The 17088-nt window shown below is 65.2% G+C and carries 15 protein-coding genes and 1 pseudogene; 3 read left to right on the forward strand and 13 right to left on the reverse strand.

Annotated elements, in window-relative coordinates:
- The 6 genes and pseudogenes from ACFWF3_RS02955 to ACFWF3_RS02980 all read right to left on the reverse strand — a co-directional run.
- The coding region (locus tag ACFWF3_RS02955) for a cation transporter (protein WP_379312212.1) at positions 1 to 216 on the reverse strand (216 nt) is incomplete at its 3' end.
- Positions 217 to 278: 62 nt separating this feature from the next.
- Positions 279 to 1216 (reverse strand): annotated as a pseudogene (locus tag ACFWF3_RS02960) (hypothetical protein).
- A gap of 19 nt (positions 1217 to 1235) precedes the next feature.
- On the reverse strand, positions 1236 to 1442 hold the full coding sequence (locus ACFWF3_RS02965) for a heavy metal-associated domain-containing protein (protein ID WP_379312213.1): 207 nt from the start codon (positions 1440 to 1442) through the stop codon (positions 1236 to 1238).
- Between the two features lie 54 nt (positions 1443 to 1496).
- Complete coding sequence (locus ACFWF3_RS02970; RefSeq protein ID WP_378989469.1) at positions 1497 to 2912, reverse strand: MFS transporter; 1416 nt, start codon at positions 2910 to 2912, stop codon at positions 1497 to 1499.
- Between the two features lie 138 nt (positions 2913 to 3050).
- Complete coding sequence (locus ACFWF3_RS02975) at positions 3051 to 3677, reverse strand: sterol desaturase family protein (protein WP_379312214.1); 627 nt, start codon at positions 3675 to 3677, stop codon at positions 3051 to 3053.
- A gap of 125 nt (positions 3678 to 3802) precedes the next feature.
- Positions 3803 to 4540: a FadR/GntR family transcriptional regulator gene (locus tag ACFWF3_RS02980; RefSeq protein WP_379312215.1), complete on the reverse strand. Its 738-nt coding sequence runs from the start codon at positions 4538 to 4540 to the stop codon at positions 3803 to 3805.
- A 115-nt stretch (positions 4541 to 4655) separates the two neighbouring features.
- Here ACFWF3_RS02980 and ACFWF3_RS02985 point away from each other — a divergent pair, with 115 nt between their 5' ends.
- A complete protein-coding gene (locus ACFWF3_RS02985; RefSeq protein ID WP_379312216.1) occupies positions 4656 to 5693 on the forward strand; it encodes a type IV toxin-antitoxin system AbiEi family antitoxin in 1038 nt (345 codons plus the stop codon).
- Positions 5659 to 6480: a hypothetical protein gene (locus ACFWF3_RS02990; protein ID WP_379312217.1), complete on the forward strand. Its 822-nt coding sequence runs from the start codon at positions 5659 to 5661 to the stop codon at positions 6478 to 6480. Before ACFWF3_RS02985 ends, ACFWF3_RS02990 begins: the two co-directional genes overlap by 35 nt.
- Before the next feature lie 95 nt (positions 6481 to 6575).
- Here the strand turns inward: ACFWF3_RS02990 and ACFWF3_RS02995 are convergent, their stop codons facing one another.
- Genes ACFWF3_RS02995 through ACFWF3_RS03025 form a run of 7 tightly spaced genes read right to left on the reverse strand, consistent with a single transcriptional unit; the run spans position 6576 to position 16149 of the window.
- Positions 6576 to 7217, reverse strand: a complete 642-nt coding sequence (locus tag ACFWF3_RS02995; protein ID WP_379312218.1) for a hypothetical protein — start codon at positions 7215 to 7217, stop codon at positions 6576 to 6578.
- 19 nt (positions 7218 to 7236) lie between these two features.
- The gene (locus ACFWF3_RS03000) at positions 7237 to 8913 is read right to left on the reverse strand and encodes an ABC transporter family substrate-binding protein (RefSeq protein WP_379312219.1); all 1677 of its coding nucleotides are present in this window, start codon (positions 8911 to 8913) and stop codon (positions 7237 to 7239) included.
- Positions 8914 to 8951: 38 nt separating this feature from the next.
- Complete coding sequence (locus ACFWF3_RS03005; protein ID WP_379312220.1) at positions 8952 to 10643, reverse strand: ABC transporter family substrate-binding protein; 1692 nt, start codon at positions 10641 to 10643, stop codon at positions 8952 to 8954.
- Positions 10640 to 12334, reverse strand: a complete 1695-nt coding sequence (locus tag ACFWF3_RS03010) for an ABC transporter family substrate-binding protein (RefSeq protein WP_379312221.1) — start codon at positions 12332 to 12334, stop codon at positions 10640 to 10642. The genes ACFWF3_RS03005 and ACFWF3_RS03010 overlap by 4 nt, the downstream gene beginning before the upstream one ends.
- A gap of 31 nt (positions 12335 to 12365) precedes the next feature.
- The gene (locus ACFWF3_RS03015; RefSeq protein ID WP_379312222.1) at positions 12366 to 14210 is read right to left on the reverse strand and encodes an ABC transporter ATP-binding protein; all 1845 of its coding nucleotides are present in this window, start codon (positions 14208 to 14210) and stop codon (positions 12366 to 12368) included.
- Entirely contained in the window at positions 14207 to 15175 is a 969-nt protein-coding gene (locus ACFWF3_RS03020; protein ID WP_379312223.1) for an ABC transporter permease, read from the reverse strand. The genes ACFWF3_RS03015 and ACFWF3_RS03020 overlap by 4 nt, the downstream gene beginning before the upstream one ends.
- Complete coding sequence (locus tag ACFWF3_RS03025; RefSeq protein ID WP_379312224.1) at positions 15172 to 16149, reverse strand: ABC transporter permease; 978 nt, start codon at positions 16147 to 16149, stop codon at positions 15172 to 15174. Before ACFWF3_RS03025 ends, ACFWF3_RS03020 begins: the two co-directional genes overlap by 4 nt.
- 86 nt (positions 16150 to 16235) lie before the next feature.
- Between ACFWF3_RS03025 and ACFWF3_RS03030 the strand changes: the two genes are divergently transcribed.
- A complete protein-coding gene (locus ACFWF3_RS03030) occupies positions 16236 to 17063 on the forward strand; it encodes an HAD family hydrolase (RefSeq protein ID WP_378637961.1) in 828 nt (275 codons plus the stop codon).
- Positions 17064 to 17088: the final 25 nt, after the last annotated feature.

The raw sequence follows: 17088 nt of genomic DNA on the forward strand, positions 1-17088 counted from the left end.
GTAGCCGGCCTGCTCGACGGTGGCGATCAGCGCCTCGGGGGAGACGTCACCGGTGAAGTCGACGCGTGCCTTCTCGGTCGCGTAGTTGACCGTGGCGGTGACCCCGTCGAGCTTGTTGAGCTTCTTCTCGATCCGGTTCGCGCAGGAAGCGCAGGTCATGCCACCGATCACCAGTTCTACCTGGCCGGTGCCCGGTGGGTGTGTCACGGCGGTCATGGGGTGCTCCTTCGTTCCTGATAGCAATTCTTGCTGAGCGATCACGGATGAAACAGGTGGGGTCAGTGGCCGTGGCCGGGGGTGCCGTGGTCGGCGGGCGCGCTGGTCGGGGCGGGGTTGCTCGCACCGGTGGCGTTCGGCGTGGCGACCCGCACCGTGAACTCGGCGGTCCGCACCACGCCCTGGTGCTGGAAGTCGAGGAACAGGCGATAGTCGCCGGCGCTCGGTGCGTTCACGATGAAGTCGATGCCGGGTCCGGCGGGGGTGACTCCGTCGCCGGGCGTGCCCTCGGGATGAACGTGCAGGTAGGCGAGGTCGGCGGCGCGCAGGGCCACCAGGTGACCGTAGGCCCCGAGGTAGGGCTGCAGGTCGGTGACCGGGGTGCCGTTGCGGCTGACCGAGAGCGTCACCTTCGACGCGGTGCCGGGGGCGACCGTGCCGTTCAGCGCGACCGTGTACTCACCGACCTGCACGGTGGCGGCGGGGGCGGGCAGTGCCTGCACGTCGTAGGTGCCCGCGACCCGCAGATCGGCGCCGAGCGTCAGGTTCGACCCACCCTCGGGGTGAAGTCGGCGTAGACGCGGTAGTCGCCGCCCCGGCTGAGGTTCAGCGGAACTGTCCAGGTTCCGGCCGGATCGAGGACCGGGTGGACGTGCTGGAAGCCCGCCATGTCGCGTCGGACCACGATCAGGTGCAGGTCCTTGTCGTGGCTGTTCACGTACTTCGTCACCGGTGCGCCGTTCGCGTCGAGGATGCGAAAACTTGTCGGCGACTGCGGTGCGGTGGTGGTGTTCGGCTTGTCCAAGGCCAGCGTGTAGCCCTGGTCGGTGGCGAGCAGCCCGCCGGGGAGATCGGCGGACGGTGCCGCCGCGGTCGAGTGCTCGCCGTGCCCGGCCGGTTCGGAAGGTTGCGGACCGACCAGGGCACCTGCGGCCAGAGCGATCCCGAAGACCGCCGCGAGGCCGAGGGCGAATCCGGCGAACTTGCCTGTTGCGTTCATCGGGATGCTCCGTATCCGTTCAGTCTGCGAGCTGGAAGCCGGCCGCGGCTACGGCATCGGCGAGGGCGGTGCGTTCGGGCTCGGTGCCGTCGATGGTTACCGAGCCTGCGGTCAGGTCGACATCGACGCCGGTGACGCCGGGTAGGGCGCCGACCTTGTCGCGGACCTTGTTGACGCAGCAGCCGCAGGTCATACCGGTGACGGTGACGGTGGTGGTGGTGCTCATGGAACTCTCCTCGTTTCGCTCTCGATCATTACCATACCCCCCTAGGGTACTTTGTCAAACGGTCGCGCCGGCCTTGTCGGCGGCCGGGGTCCGCATGGTCGCCGCGGTGATGCCCGCCCCTGCCAGGGCGAGCACGCCCGCCCCCAGGAAGGCCGCGGAATAGCCGTCGGTCAGTGCCGAGGTATCTCCCAGCTCGCTCGCGCCGAACGCGGCGGCCACCGCCGTCATCGCGGCCAGTCCGAGCGCCGAACCCACCTGGTAGCTGACGTTGACGATGCCCGAGGCCAGCCCGCCTTCCTCGGGTCGTGCCGCCGAGATGGCGGTGCCGAGCGAGGGAATGAAGGCAAGCGACATACCCCCCGCCGCTATCAGCGAGGCGGGCAGCACGTCGATCCAGAAGTTGCCGGTCGGCCGCACCAGCGACATCACCCCGAGGCCGAGACCGAGCACGATCAGACCGGTGACGATCATCGGCTTGGCACCGAAACGCTGCATCGCCTTCGGGGCGAGCACCACCATGCCGAGCATGATCAGCGTGGTCATCGGCAGTAGTGCCGCACCCGACGGGAACGCGCTGTACCCGAGCACCTGCTGCAGGTACAGGTTGAGGAAGAACCACATCGGCACCCACGCGGCGGCCAGCGCGAACTGGGCGAAGTTGGCGGCGGCCAGGTTCGGTGCGCGGAAGATGCTCAGCCGCATGAGCGGCTCGCCGCGCCGGGACTGGATGGCGACGAAGCCGGCCAGCAGCGCGGCGGCCAGCGCCAGCACACCCCAGGTCTCGCCCGAAGCCCAACCGACCTCCGGCGCCTGCACGATCGCGTACACCGCGGCCGCCAAACCGGCTGTCACAGTGACGGATCCGGCGATATCGATGGACCCCTTGCGCGCCGGAGCGGCGGGCATCAGCAGCGGCACGGCGATCAGCGCCAGCACGGCGATCGGAATGTTGATGTAGAAAACCCAAGGCCAGCTGATGTATTCGGTGATCACACCGCCGAGGAACACGCCCGCGGTACCGCCGGCGGGTGCGGCCGCGCCATACACGGCGAGCGCCTTGGTGAGCTCCTGGGGCGAGCCGCCGAACAGCATCATCAGCAGCGTGAGCGCGGAAGGCGCGATCAGCGCCGCACCACCACCTTGGATCGCCCGACCGGCCAGCTCGACGCCGACAGTGCCCGCGGCACCGGCGATAACGGAGCCGACGCCGAGCACCACCCAGCCCGCGGCGAATACCCGGCGAGCGCCGAGTAGGTCGGAGAGCCTGCCGCCGAGCAGCAGCAGACCGCCGAACGCCACCACGTAGGCGTTGAACACCCACGTCAGATTGCCCGGCGTGAATCCGAGTTCGGCCTGCATCTTGGGCAGCGCGATCCCGATGATCGAGGTGTCCATGATGACCATGAACTGCGCGGCGGCGATCACCGCCAGCGCCCACCACTTCCGGGTGGATTGCGATTGCGTAGTCACGACTTTCGTCCTTTCGAGCGGGGTTTGTCCCGTGCTCGGTACCATACCCCCCTAGGGTATTAACGTGTCAAGCAAAAACCCGGCTCGCGGGGTGGTGCGAGCCGGGTCTGAATGCTGCCCCGAGGTGATGCCTGGGATTTAGCCGGCGTGGAGGTTGCGCGCCGTGGGGGAGGTCGGTGTCGTGGCCGGGTCGGGCGCGGTGCCGAGGAGGCGGTCGGCGGTGCCGGAGGTGGTCACGGTGAACCAGTAGTGCTCGTTCTTGTAGTGGTGGTGGCGGTGGTTGCGCCAAATAGCCCGGTACAGGGCACGTTTCGGCTTGTAGTCGGTGTGGATCAGGTAGTGCGTCCACTCGTAGAGCAGGCCGAGTGTGGTGATGGTGAGCAGGAAGGTGAGGCCGAGGCCGGTGCGGGGGAAGGCCAGTAGGGCGATCGCGACCAGGGCGACGATCGTGAGCAGCAGCGACTTCGGCGGGATGAAGATCAGCGGGATGTCACGCGGGTCGACGTGGTGCTCGCGGTGTTTGCGGGCCAGCTCGCTGTCGAGGGTCAGTGGGCCGAGATGCCGTGGACGCCAGTGCAACACGGTGACGTGAATGATCCACTCGATGAGCGGGAACGCGGCCAGAATCACCACGGGGACAAGGGCATCGGTGAGCTGCCAGTCGCCGATGGCGATGCGGGTACCGGCCGCGACCACGAAGACCGCGGCGATCATCCAGGGTGACGGATGCCGGAGGAATTCGCGGGCAGCCTCGCTCAGGGGCATGCTGCGCCGGATCGACCGTGGCGAGCCTCGGTCAGGGGTTCGGCGGGTTTCGGTCGCACGGGATTCTTCGGAGTCGTGCGACGTCGTTGTCGGACGGTGATCGGTCATGTCAATCCTCGGGTGGATCATGCCCCGTCGAGGGCATGGATCAGGGCGGTGGTCGCCGGCCCGAGCAGTGCTCGGGCGGTGTCGGCGGCCCGTTCCGGCTCGCCCGCGGCGATCGCGGCGGCCAGGTCTCGATAGGCGACGCCATTGCCCACCTCGGCGGACATGATCGGCGCCAGCGCGGCCAAGGCGGGTTCGTAAGCGGCGCGCAGCATGGAATACATCAGCCGGAAGGCGATCGAATCGGCGAGGTCGAGGATGTGGTCCCAGAATTCGAGGGCGATCCGTTGCTGGGTGAGTGGATCCGATTCGGCGACAAGGGAATCGACGGATTCACCCAACAGCGTGAGGTCGCTCGCGACGCGCGAATCGCCCGCACCGCGCGATCGAACCCGCGCGGCGGCCAGCTCGGCGATCTTCGGCCCGTTGTGCAGCCGCGCCTCGAGAATGCTGCGAGCGACCGCGGGATCGATCGAATCACCCCGAAGCAGCAGTCGCGGAAGCACTTCCAGTCCGGCGCTGCGCCGATAGTCGAGCACGGTCGTCGCCTCACCTTGCCGAACGGCCACCAGCCCCGCCGCGGCCAACCGCTGCAACGCCTCCCGCACCGCGGGCCGCGATACCCCCAGCGCCTCGGCCAACTGCCGCTCACTCGGCAGCGTGCTTCCCGCCGCCAATTCCCCGCCCAGCACTTCGGCGGCGATCTGTTCGAACACATCACCGGAAACCGAGCGCTTCACCACGGGTGTCCATGCCATACCTCGATGATGCGCCATCGGAGGTAAGAGGTCAAGTGGTCAGACCAGTATGGGTCCACCATTCCGAGTGGCTCGGGGTCTTGTGCGTCGCGTCATGAACGTTCATTATTGACCCATGTTCACCTTGAATGAACGTCAAGGAATGATGAACATCCTTGACGCGGCCAGGAGCCATCTCGATGCCCGTGGAGTTTCCTTCGAGACGTTGGAAACCACCGAGCGGCCTGGCTCCGGTTCCGATCTGATCGCACGACTCGATGCGGGCTCTCGCGGTGATCGAACGTATGCCGTTGAAATCCGCGGACGCATCACCAGTGCGGTCGCTCGTGCGCTGCGTTCGACCGAGCTACCACTGCTCCTGGTAGCGCCGCACATTTCGCGCGAGGCGGCCGAAGTTCTGCAGGACCGCGAGATCGACTTCGTAGACACGGTCGGCAATATGACTCTCGCGTGGCCATCGCTGTATGTGTCCGTCGTGGGCAATTCCGGGCGATCCACGGCGAGACCAGCCTCCGCGCGCGCTCCTCGAGCGTTCAGTCCCACCGGGACAAAGGTGCTGTTCACACTTCTCAGCTGGGGCGATGCGATCTACACGCCCTTGCGTTCCATCGCCGAGCGCAGCGAGGTATCTCTCGGTACCACACAGATCGTCGTGAGCGAGCTGGAACGCAGTGGCTACGTGGTGACGGTCGGCGGTCAACGGCAGCTTCTGAACGGGCGCGAGCTGCTGGACCGCTGGACAGAGGCGTTTTCTACTGCAGTCGTGCCACGGATCAGCCTGGCGGATTTCGCCGACAACTCCAATACCTGGTGGCTGGAAGCGAGGTCTGCCCTTGTCGACGAGAGGGCGCAATTAGGAGGTGAAGCGGCGGGCTCGCAACTGGATTCCGAGCTTCGCTCGACGACAGGCATCCTCTATGTGGACGCTCTGCCCCGAGCGCTGGCCGCCGAGCGTCGATGGCGTCGAGTCGATGGCGAGCCGAATGTGATTATTCGACAGCGGTTTTGGAGGCCCGCTGAACCGCTCGATCCATTGGTGCCCAGTACTTTGATCTATGCCGACATGTGGACATCTGGCGATCCTCGCCAACGCGCTCATGCTGAAAGGATCAGAAGCGGTGACCCTCGACTTGTCGAAATCGACAGATCCTGAGATCAACTCGGCTGCAACAGTCCTTCGAGAATTGGACGCTGTCGCAAGCCGGAGCGGGGTCGAATTCCTAGTCGTCGGCGCTACGGCACGGAATATGTTGGCGCACAGTATTACCGGTGCGACTCCCGAAAGGGCAACCCATGACGTGGACATCGCCGTCGGCGTTGCCGATTGGGACGAAGTGTGGCGGCTCGGGTCGATGTTCGGTGCCCGAGGTCTGCATTCGCATCTGATCGCCATCGGCGGCATTCCAGTCGATATCATTCCCTGTGGCGCGATCGAACGCGCCGACCGGACCGTCACCTGGCCTGGCGATTTCACGATGAACACGCTGGGGTTTCGTGAAGCTTTCGGGTCTGCCGAAATGGTCTTGCTCCCTGACCAACTGATGGTTCGCATCCCTTCGATCGCCGCGCAGGTGCTGCTGAAACTGGTCGCATGGTATGACCGGCATTGGACCAGCACGAAGGACGCGGTCGACCTCAGGACGATGCTCGAATGGAGTGATACGGCACAGCTCCTCGAGGAGCTCTACGTGAGCCATTTCGACCTGGTCGAGATGTATGACTACGACACTGCGCTGGCGGGCGCCCACAGGATTGGCAATGCCATCGCGGCCCTCCTCGATCTATCTGAACTCGCTCAGGTCAGAGCGCTGGTCCAGGATCCTCAACTGCAGGTCCGCCTGGCAGGCGACATGCGTGGTGTCTTCGATAGGTCACACCAGCGACTCATCGCGATGATCAGTGGAGTTCTGGGCGAGCACGAACAGCGGTTCGTGGAGTGATTTCGGCGGGCTGGACCCGTACTGGGTTCACTTCCTGGCGATGTTCATTCGGAATGAACATACCGGAACAATAGACACGCAGGAGAAAGAAGCGGTCAACTGGGGTCGGAACCCCGGATGGCGGAAAGCCAGGTGAAGGTGGCGGCGGCGACCGTCGTGGTGGCGACGAACGCGCCCAGTCCGCCGTTCATGACATAGACCCACAGCAGACCGACGAGGGGAGCGCCGACCGCCTGCTGAATATCGAGGACCAGACGGCGGGCGATCCCGAACGTGGGCGGATCGATAGGGCGGGAGGGATTGTCCACGAGCTTGCCCGCCGGCTCGGTGGTGCGCACACGCCCCGAGGGGAAGAATCGCGTGTCCCCCGCGTGGATGGATCGGCCGGTCAGCTCCAGCTCGGCCGGAGTGAGCGTCGACAGCGCCGGCTCATAGAACACCGGCTGCCACACCATCCGATCACCACTGCTGATCTCCAGCCACGACCGGCTGACCAGCCGATACTGCTGCCGAACCCGCCTACCGCGCACAGCCCCTGTCGCAACAAGCCCGCTCGGGAAAACCCCGAAGGCAAGTCCGCCTTGATACGCGGTATAGGCGAGTACGGCGAGAGCGACCACGGCGAGCGCACTCAGCTGATCGACATCCGCGAACGGCACCCACACGGCGATCACCGCGAGGGTGCCGCTCGTGACGAGCAGCGGATAGGTGAGTGCGCGCGCCGGGCCGTCGCTCACTTCAGGAAGACTTCCGTGCTCACTTCACGAAGCCGATCTTGGTGTAGTCGTAGGAAGCGAGGCCTGCCGCACCGAAGTTTGCCAGGTTGTCCCGAACTCCGAGATTGCCTGCGGATTGCATGAGCGGCAGGGAATGCCCCTCCTCGAATACCTTTCGATCGATCTGGTTGGCCAGCTCCTTGGCCTTGACCGGATCGAGCTCAGAGACGGTCTGCTCGATGAGGGCGTTGATTTCGGGAGAGCCGATGCGGCCGTAATTGCCCTGGATGTCATCCGGGTACAAGCCGTAGATCTGCGTCAGGCTGCTGAGCGGGAAGGCGTCGCCAGCATAGAACCACTGTCCCACATCGAAATTGCCCGGCTTGAGGACATCGGGGAACAGGCCGGCGCCCGCCTTTGTCTCGATGGTCAATTTGACGCCGATTTGCGCGAGGTTCTGCTGGATGATCTGTGCGGTCTGAATGTTGGTCGGGTCGTTGTACATCACGTCGCGGATCTCGAGCTTCCGGCCGTCCTTTTCGCGCACATCCCCGTTGAGCTTCCAACCGAGGGCATCCAGCTCTTGCGCGGCGGCCGCCGGGTCATACCCGATGCTGTTGTCCTGGTATCCATCCTGGCCCTGCAGGTAGACGTGATTGTTCAGCGGTTTGGGGTCACGGACGAGCCCGTTCTGGATGGCGGTGGCGATACCCTGCCGGTCGATCGCCTTCGAGATCGCAACGCGGACACCCTGGTCGGCCAAGACCGAACCGGGAGCACCGTTGAAGGTGAAGTGACCCCAACCGTTGCCGGGCGCTCGGCGGATCGCGATACCGGGCGTACTGCTGACCGACTTCAAATCGTCGCGACTGGCGATTCCTACCGCGTCGATCTCGTTGTTCAGGAGTGCGGGCGTGAACGCGGAACTATCGAGCACGCTGAAGGTAATGGTGTCGAGTTTCGGGGTGTCACCCCACCATCGGGGGTTGCGGCCGAGGGTGACCCGGCCCTGTCCGCGGTCGACGGACTGGATGACGAACGGGCCGGACGACAGCGTCAGAGCCTCGACCTGGCTGTTGTTGAACGCGTCGGCGCTCGAGGTGACAGACTTCGGGTAGAGGAACGAGTTGCCCGCGAGTTGTCCGCGCCACTCCGCGTAGTGCTTCTTGAAAGTGATGACGGCCTGCTTGTCATCGACACCGCGTTCGACCTTCTCGACCCGATCGAAGCCATAGTTGAGGGCAACGAGATACGCCTTGTCCGCACCACTGAGTGCCGCAGCCTGGGATCGAATATCCTCCCAGGTAATCGGCGTGCCGTCGGACCAGACCGCCTTCGGGTTGATCGTGTAGGTGACCTGCTGTGGCTCGGTGTTGGTCAACGCGATATCGGTGAAGTAGTCGGTGTTGACCGAGAGGTTCGCTGCTGCGTCGGTTTTGAACGCACGCGGCATCACCGGACGCAGTATCGAGCCGGTGCCCCCGGTATTGCCGTCGGTGTGCAGGCCATTCCAGTTCTCCGGCAGCGAGGTCAGCGCCAGTCGAAGATTGCCGCCGTCACGAAGTTCGCTGACGTCCTTAGGATTGATGTCATTGGTGGTGCCGAGCGCGGCGTCGCCGTCGGACACGACATCGTCGCCCGAGGTACACCCGGCAGCGATCAAACTGACGATGACCAGGGGTATTGCCAGTCGGGTGGTCATTGAACGAATCCGCATGGTTCGCTCCTCTCCAGAATTCTGCTGACGGGTGCTACCTACTTGGTGAAGCCGATTTTGGTGTAGTCGGCCGAAGCGAGGCCGAAGGCGCCGAAGTTCGCCAGATTCTCGCGGACCCCGATGGCGCCGGCGGACTGCACGATCGGCAGCGAGAATCCCTCTTCGAAGATCATTCGGTCGGCCTTGTTGGCCAGCTCGATAGCCTTCTCTGGATCGAGCTCGGCGATGGTCTCTTCGATCAGCGCGTTGAGTTCGGGGGAGCCGATGCTGCCGTAGTTGCTCAGCTTGTTCGCCGGGTCGTAGGCGTAGATCTGGGGCAGTGCGCCGAGCGGAAAAATGCTTTTCGCCCAAGCGAATTGGGCGATATCGAAATTGCCGGGATCGATAACACTCGTGAAGAAGTTGGTGCCTGGATAGGTCTCGATGTTCAACTTCACACCGATTTCCGCCAGGTTCTGCTGCACGATCGTGGCGGTTTGGACCTGTACATCGTTCTGGCCCATCACGTCGCGGATCTCGAGTTTCCGGCCGTCCTTCTCACGGACATCGCCGTTGAGTTTCCAACCCAGCTCGTCGAGCATGCGGGCTGCCTCTGCGGGGTCATACGTCACCGACGCGGCGTTGTCCTGGAAGCCGGTCTGTCCCACGAGATACAGGTGGTTGTTCAGTGGTTTCGGGTCGGTGACCAGGCCGTTCTGGATCGCGGTGGCAATCACCTGCCGATTGATGCCTTTCGAGATCGCGATCCGCAGCTTCGGGTCCGACAGCAGGGCGCCGGGGGCGCCGTTGAAGGTGATGTGCTGGAAGCGATTGGCCGGAGCCCGGCGAACCTTGATACCCGGCGTGTTCGTCGCGGTCTTGATCTCGTCGATAGTGCTCAGGTAGTCGACGGCGTCGAGTTCGTTGTTCTGCAGCGCGCTGAGCTGTGCGGACTCATCGAGGATGCTGTAGGTGACATTGGTGAGCTTGGGTGTCTCACCCCACCATTTCGGGTTGCGGCTCAGCACGATCCGCTGTTGGGCTCGGTCGACCGAAGTGATCATGAACGGCCCTGCCGACAGCGGCATATCGTTGCGGTATAGGTCGTCGAAAGCTTGTGGTGTGGCGGTGCTCTGCGCCGGATAGAGCGGATTGAACAGACCCTTCCACTCCGCGTAGTGCTCGGCGAACGTGACGATTGCCTGCCGGTCGTCAACGCCGCGTTCGACCTTCTCGACGCTGCTGTATGCCTGCGTCGCCGAGACTTTGAAGCCAGGGTCACGCCCGCTCAGCGCCGCGACCTGGGAGCGCAGGTCGTTCCAGGTGATCGGGGAACCATCCGACCAGACAGCCTTCGGATTGATCGTGTAGGTGATTGTCTGTGGGTTGGTGCTGGTCAGCTCGATCGATGTGTAGTAATTGGTGTCCGTCGTGAGATTTCCGGCGGCATCGGAGTTCAGGGTGCCAGGAATTGTCCAGCCCGTCACCTCGCTCACGTATCCGTCCGAATCGACGTGGCTGCTGTTGAACGTCGGAGGGAATCCGGGAATGGCCAACCGGAGATTGCCGCCCTCCTGCACAGCGTCACGGTCCTGCGGATTGATGTCGTTGATCGCACCGATCGTGCTCGAACCCGAATGCACATCGGAATCGGACCCACAACCACCCAGCACCAACGTCAACGCGAAAACTGGTGCCGCGATGCGGAAACCGGCCTGGCGTAGGCGCCTGGCGTAAGTAGCTGTGGTCATTTCGTGAATCCGATCTTCGTGTAGTCGTACGTTGCCAACCCGGGGGAGCCGATGTTGGCGAGGGTGGTGCGGGCGCCGAAGCTGCCGTCGGACTGCATCAGGGGGAGGGAGTGGCCTTCTTCGAATACCTTGCGGTCGACCTGGTTCGCGAGGGCGATGGACTTCTGGGGGTCCAGTTCGGTGAGGGTTTGCTCGATGAGGGCGTTGAGTTCCGGGGAGCCGATGCGCCCGTAGTTGGACTGGAGGTCGGTGGGGTCGTAGTAGTAGATCTGGCGGATGCTGCTCAGTGGGAAGGGGTCGCCCTCGTAGACGTACTGGGCGGCGTCGAAGTCGCCGGGCTGGATGACGTCGGTGAAAAGACCGGCGGCGGGCTTGGTGTCGATGTTCAGCTGAACGCCGATGGCAGCCAGGTTCTGCTGGATGATCTGGGCGATCTGGACCCAGGTGGGGTCGTTGTACATGACGTCGCGGATGACCAGTTTGCGGCCATCCTTCTCGCGTACTTCACCGTTGAGTTTCCAGCCGAGGTCGTCGAGTTGCTGAGCCGCGGCGGCGGGATCGAAGCCGAGACTGTTGTCCTGGTAGCCCTTTTGGCCCTGGAGGAAGATGTGGTTGTTCAGCGGTTTCGGGTCCTCGACCAGCCCGTTCTGCATCGCGTTGACGATCCCCTGACGATCGATGGCCTTCGAGATGGCCACGCGCACACCCTGTTCGGCCAGGATCGAGCCGGGCGCACCGTTGAAGGTGATGTGGCGCCAGCGATTTCCGGGAGCGCGGCGCACCACGAGCCCTTCGGTGCCGCGCACCGTTTTCACGTCGTCGAGGGTGGTCAGGCGAATGAGGTCGATCTCGTTGTTCTGCAACGCCTGGACCCACGACGTCGCGTCGAGCACGCTGTAGGTGATGGTGTCGAGAACGGGTTTGTCGCCCCACCATTTGGGGTTGCGGCCCAGAGTGATTCGGCCCTGGCCACGGTCGGTGGCGCTGACTGTGAACGGCCCGGCGGTGAGCGTGATCGCCTCGGCGAGGCTGGTGTTGAACGCCTCTGGCGTGCTGGTCACCGACTTCGGGTAGAGGGCGGAGTTGCCGGAGAACTGGCCGCGCCAGTCGGCGTAGGGCTTGCTGAAGGTAAGGACGGCCTGCTGGTCGTCGGCACCTCGCTCCACCTTGTCGACGAATTCGAAACCGTTGGTGATCGCGATCAGATAGCTCTTGTCGCGCCCGCTCAGCGCGTGCGCCTGCGCGGCCAGATCCTCCCAGGTGATCGGCGAACCGTCCGACCAGACCGCCTTCGGATTGATCGAATACGTCACCTGCATCGGATCGGTGCTGGTCAACTGGATATCGGTGAAGAAATCGGTATCTATGCTGAGTTGACCAGCCGCGTCGATCTCGAAGGACCGCGGCAGCATCGCGCGCACGATGTAGCCGATCTCGCCGTTGTTGCCGTCATTGGACAGGATGTTCCAGTTGGCGGGATAGTCGGTGGTCGCCAAGCGCAGGTTGCCGCCCTCGCGCAATTCATCGACACCCTTGGGATTGACGTCGCTGGTGGACCCGATCGCATCGCTCAGCCCGGTCGCGGACTCGTCGCCACCCCCACAACCCGCCACGATCATCCCGGCCGCCACCACCACGGCAGCACATCGCAATCGGGCCCTACGGCCTGCTTGCATTCGACGGGTTCTCATGGCGCCTCCTCTTTGGGCTGGACCGACGTTCTCAGCCGCTGACGACGGGTTCCGGTACGGCCGCGATGAGCGAGCGCGTGTATTCGTGCTGCGGATCGGCGAAGATCTGCTCGGCCGGGCCGGATTCGACGATCTTGCCCTGCAGCATCACCGCGATGTCGTGGGCGAGGTTGCGCACCACCGACAGGTCGTGGGAGACGAACAGGTAGGACAGTCCGTGCTCGGCCTGGAGGTCACGCAGCAGGTTGAGGACGCCGGCCTGGATCGACACGTCCAGCGACGAGACGGGCTCGTCGAGGACCAGCAGCTGGGTGTCGAGGGCCAGCGCGCGGGCGATGCTGATGCGCTGCTTCTGGCCGCCGGAGAAGTCCGAGGGGTAGCGATCGGAGTGCTCGGGACGCAACCCGACCTGCCGCAGCAACTCCGGCACCCGCCGGTTGACCTCGTCGCGTGACCGGCCGTCGATGCGCAGCGGCTCGGCCAGGACGTCGAAGATCGGCAGGCGCGGGTCCAGCGACGAGCTGGGGTCCTGGAAGACGATCTGCATCCTCCGGCGGATCTCGCGGGTGCGCGCCTTGGTGAGGGTGGCGACGTCGTTGCCGAGCACCTCGATGCTGCCCGACTGCGGGGGCGCCAGGTCCATGATCTGCGACAGGGTGGTCGACTTGCCCGAACCGGATTCGCCGACCAGCGCCAGGGTGCGGCCCGCGCGCACGGAGAAGCTGATGCCGTCGACCGCGCGGACCTCGCCGGTGCGGCGGCGCAGCAGCACCCCGGAGGTGAGGGGGAAGGTTTTCACCAGGTCGGTGACGCGCAGGACTACGTCGTCGTCGGTGCGGTCGGGGTGCGCCGGGGCCGGGATCTCCTTGCGGTAGGCCTCGAAGAGCTGGTGCGTGCCGACCTCGGCGGTGCGGATGCAGGCGACCGAGTGACCGGGGCTCACCTTCTCCAACGGAGGTTCGGCGGCGGTGCAGTCGCCGATCGAGACCGGGCACCGTGGCGCGAACGAGCAACCGGGCGGCAGGGCGTGCATGGCGGGCGGGGCGCCGAGGATGGGAATCAGCGGGGTGCGCGGCGGGCCGTCCATGCGCGGGATGGAGCCGAGCAGGCCGACGGTGTACGGCATGCGCGGCGCCGCGAAAAGTTCTGCGACCGGTGCGGTTTCGACGACCTTGCCCGCGTACATCACCGCGACCCGGTCGGCGACGGTGGCCGCGATGCCCATGTCGTGGGTGATCATGATGACGCCCGCGCCGGTGATATCGCGCGCCTTGCGCAGCAGCGCGAGGATCTGGGCCTGCACCGTCACGTCGAGCGCGGTGGTCGGTTCGTCGCAGATGATCAGCGCGGGATCGTTGGCGATGGCCATGGCGATCACCACGCGCTGTCGCATACCGCCGGAGAACTCGTGCGGGAACGCCCTGGAACGGGCCCTGGCATCGGTGATGCCGACGAGTTCGAGCAGCTCGATGGCCCGCTCGCCTGCCTCCTTGCGGCTCATCTCGCCGTGTGCGAGCAGGGCTTCCGCGATCTGATCACCGATCCGATACACCGGTGTCAGCGCGGAGAGCGGATCCTGGAAGACCATGCTGATCGAGGAACCGCGCAGCTTCGACATCTGCTTGTCGCCAAGGCCCAGCAGTTCGCGGCCGCGCAGGCGCACCGATCCCTGCACCCGTGCCTGGTCGGGCAGCAGGCCGATCACCGCGAGCGAGGACACCGACTTGCCCGAACCGGACTCGCCGACGATGGCGAGCACCTCGCCGTCGGCGACGGTGTAGTTCACCCCGCGCACCGCCTCGACGCGGCCTTCCTCGCCGGGGAACGAGACCCGCAGGTCGGTGACCTCGAGCAGGGGTGCGGTCGACGCGGTCATCGCTTCTCGGCTTTCTTCAACTCCACCTGCGCCTGGTCCTTGTGCTCGGCGACCTCCTTGCGCGACTTGCGCGCACCGCGGGCACCGGGGTCGAACGCGTCACGCAGGCCGTCGCCGACCAGGTTGGCGGACAACACGATCGTGATCAGCAGGCCACCGGCGAACAGGAACAGCCACGGATAGGTGAGCGCCGATTTGGTGCCCGCCGCGATGAGTGAACCCAGCGAGACGTCCGGCGGCTGCACACCGAAACCCAGGAAGCTCAAACCGGTTTCGGCGCCGATCGCCGCGCCGACGGCCAGTGTGGTGTCGATGATCAGGATCGAGGCGATGTTCGGGATGATGTGACTGAGGATCACCGTGCGAGTCGGTGCGCCCATATACCGCGCGGCGCGGACGAATTCGCGGTCACGCAGACTCAAGGTGAGGCCGCGGACGATGCGCGCGGCGATCATCCAGCCGAAGACGCTCAGCAGCACGATCAGGATCGCGATCGATCCGGATCCCTTGGTGCGCGGCGCGAACAGCGCGATGATGATGAAACTGGGGACCACCAGCAGCAGATCGACGAACCACATGATCGCGCGGTCGGTCCAACCGCCGAGCAGCCCGGCCACCGCACCCGCTGTCGCGGCGATGACGCTGGAACAGATCGCCACGCAGAAGCCGATGATCAGTGGCTTCTGCAGGCCGCGCATGGTCTGGGCGAGCACGTCCTGACCGATCTGCGTGGTGCCGAACGGGTGCTCGAGGCTCGGCGGTTTCAGCAGCGCCTTGTAGTCCATCTGCTGGTAGTCCCACGGCAGCAGTGGCGGCAGCGCGAAACTGGCGACCAGCAGCACCACCAGGATCACCGCGCCGACCACGGCGGGCTTGTTGCGCAGGAAACGGCGCCACACCAGTTTGCGACGCCCGGCGGCGGCGACCTCGGGTGCGCCGACGGCGATGAGTTCGGTTTCGGTCATGAGACACGCACCCTCGGGTCGAGCAGGGCAAGGACGACATCGGAGAGCAGGCCCGACACCAGCACCACCAGGCCGGCGAACGCCGTCACCGTCACCACGACGTACAGGTCCTGGGCGTTGATCGAATCGACCAGCCATTCGCCGACGCCGTGCCAGCCGAAGATCTTCTCGACGAAGGTGGCGCCGGTGATCAGGCCGCCGAGGCTGTAGGCGAACAGGGTGGCCATCGGAATCAGCGCGGTACGCAGGCCGTGCTTGTACAGGGCCCGATTACGGCTGAGGCCTTTGGCTCTCGCTGTTCGGATGAAGTCGCTCTGCAGTACGTCGAGCATGGCGTTGCGCTGGTAACGGCTGTAGCCGGCCATGCCGTAGAGCGCCAGCGCCAGGGTCGGCAGCACCAGATGTTGTGCGCGGTCGACCATTTCGTTCCAGAAACCGTTGACCTGAGTGGCGGACGTCTCGCCGGTGTAGAGGAAGATCTGTGAACCGGTCATCGTATTGATCTGCAGTGCACCGTATTTCAGCAGTGTCGCCAGCAAGAAGATCGGTGTCGAGATGATCAGCAGCGACAGCACCGTCGAGAAATAGTCGCTGAACCTGTACTGCCGGATCGCCCCCGCCGCACCGATCAGCACGCCGAGCACGGTGCCGATGACGGAACCGAGAATCAGCAGCCGCAGACTCACCGCCACCCGCCTGCCCAGTTCCTCGCTCACCGGCTGCCCGGACAGGGTGGTCCCGAAATCCCCTTGCACGACGCCGCCGAGCCAGGTGAGATAGCGCTGCGGGATCGGCTCGTCGAGATGCAGCTGGTCGGCCTTCGCGTCGATCACCGACTGCGGGGGGCGTGGGTTGCGCTGCTCGAGGCTCTCGAGCGGGTTGAACGTGAGTGATGCGAGGCTGAACGTCAGAAATGATGCCAGCAGAAGGAGCACAACGTAGTTGAGTGTGCGCCGCAACAAGAAGCCGGTCATCAGTCCCCTCTGGATCGGGTAATCAGGCCCTGATCATAGGGACAGTCCGGCGTCCCCGCGTGGCGACGTGCGGCAGGATAGATGGGATGACGCACCTGCACCCGAAACCGCTGCTGGTGGCCAGCGACGTCGACGGCACCCTGATCGACGATTCCGACAAGATCTCGGCGCGCACCAAGGCGGCCGTCGGGGCCCTCGTCGCCGACGGCGCCACCTTCGTGCTCGCCACCGGCCGCCCGCCGCGCTGGATCGACCCGGTCGTCAGTGAGCTCGGGTACGCACCGCTCGCCATCTGCGGAAACGGCGCGGTCATCTACGACAGCGCCACCGATCGGGTGCTGTCGAGCCACACCCTCGACGTCGAGACCCTGAGCTGGCTGGCCGACATCGCCGAGCACGCGCTGCCGGGTTGCGGCCTGGCCACCGAGCGGGTCGGGGCCAGCGCGCACGACGCTGTGACCCCGCAGTTCGTCAGCTCACCGACGTACGAACACGCCTGGCTCAACCCCGACGACACCGTCGTCTCACACGCCGAGGTGATCGACTCACCCGCGATCAAAATGCTCATCCGGCTCAGTTCGGCCCGCAGCTCGGACATGCGCGCGGCGCTGGCCCCGCTGATCGGCGACCGCGCCGAGATCACCTACTCCACCGAGAGCGGGCTGATCGAGCTGGCGGTGCCGCAGGTGACGAAGGCGTCCGGGCTGGCCGAGGTCGCGCGCCGGATCGGCGCCGAACACTCGTCGATCGTCGCCTTCGGCGACATGCCCAACGATGTCCCGATGCTGGCGATGGCCGGGCACGGCGTCGCGATGGGCAACGCCCATCCCGAGGCCCGGGCCGCGGCCGACGAGGTGACCGGCAGCAATATCGACCACGGTGTGGCGATGGTCCTCGAACGCTGGTGGCGCTAGCCGAGCGGCCCCGCTCGAGCGCGCC

This window comes from Nocardia sp. NPDC060220, assembly GCF_042727815.1.
Taxonomy (GTDB): domain Bacteria; phylum Actinomycetota; class Actinomycetes; order Mycobacteriales; family Mycobacteriaceae; genus Nocardia.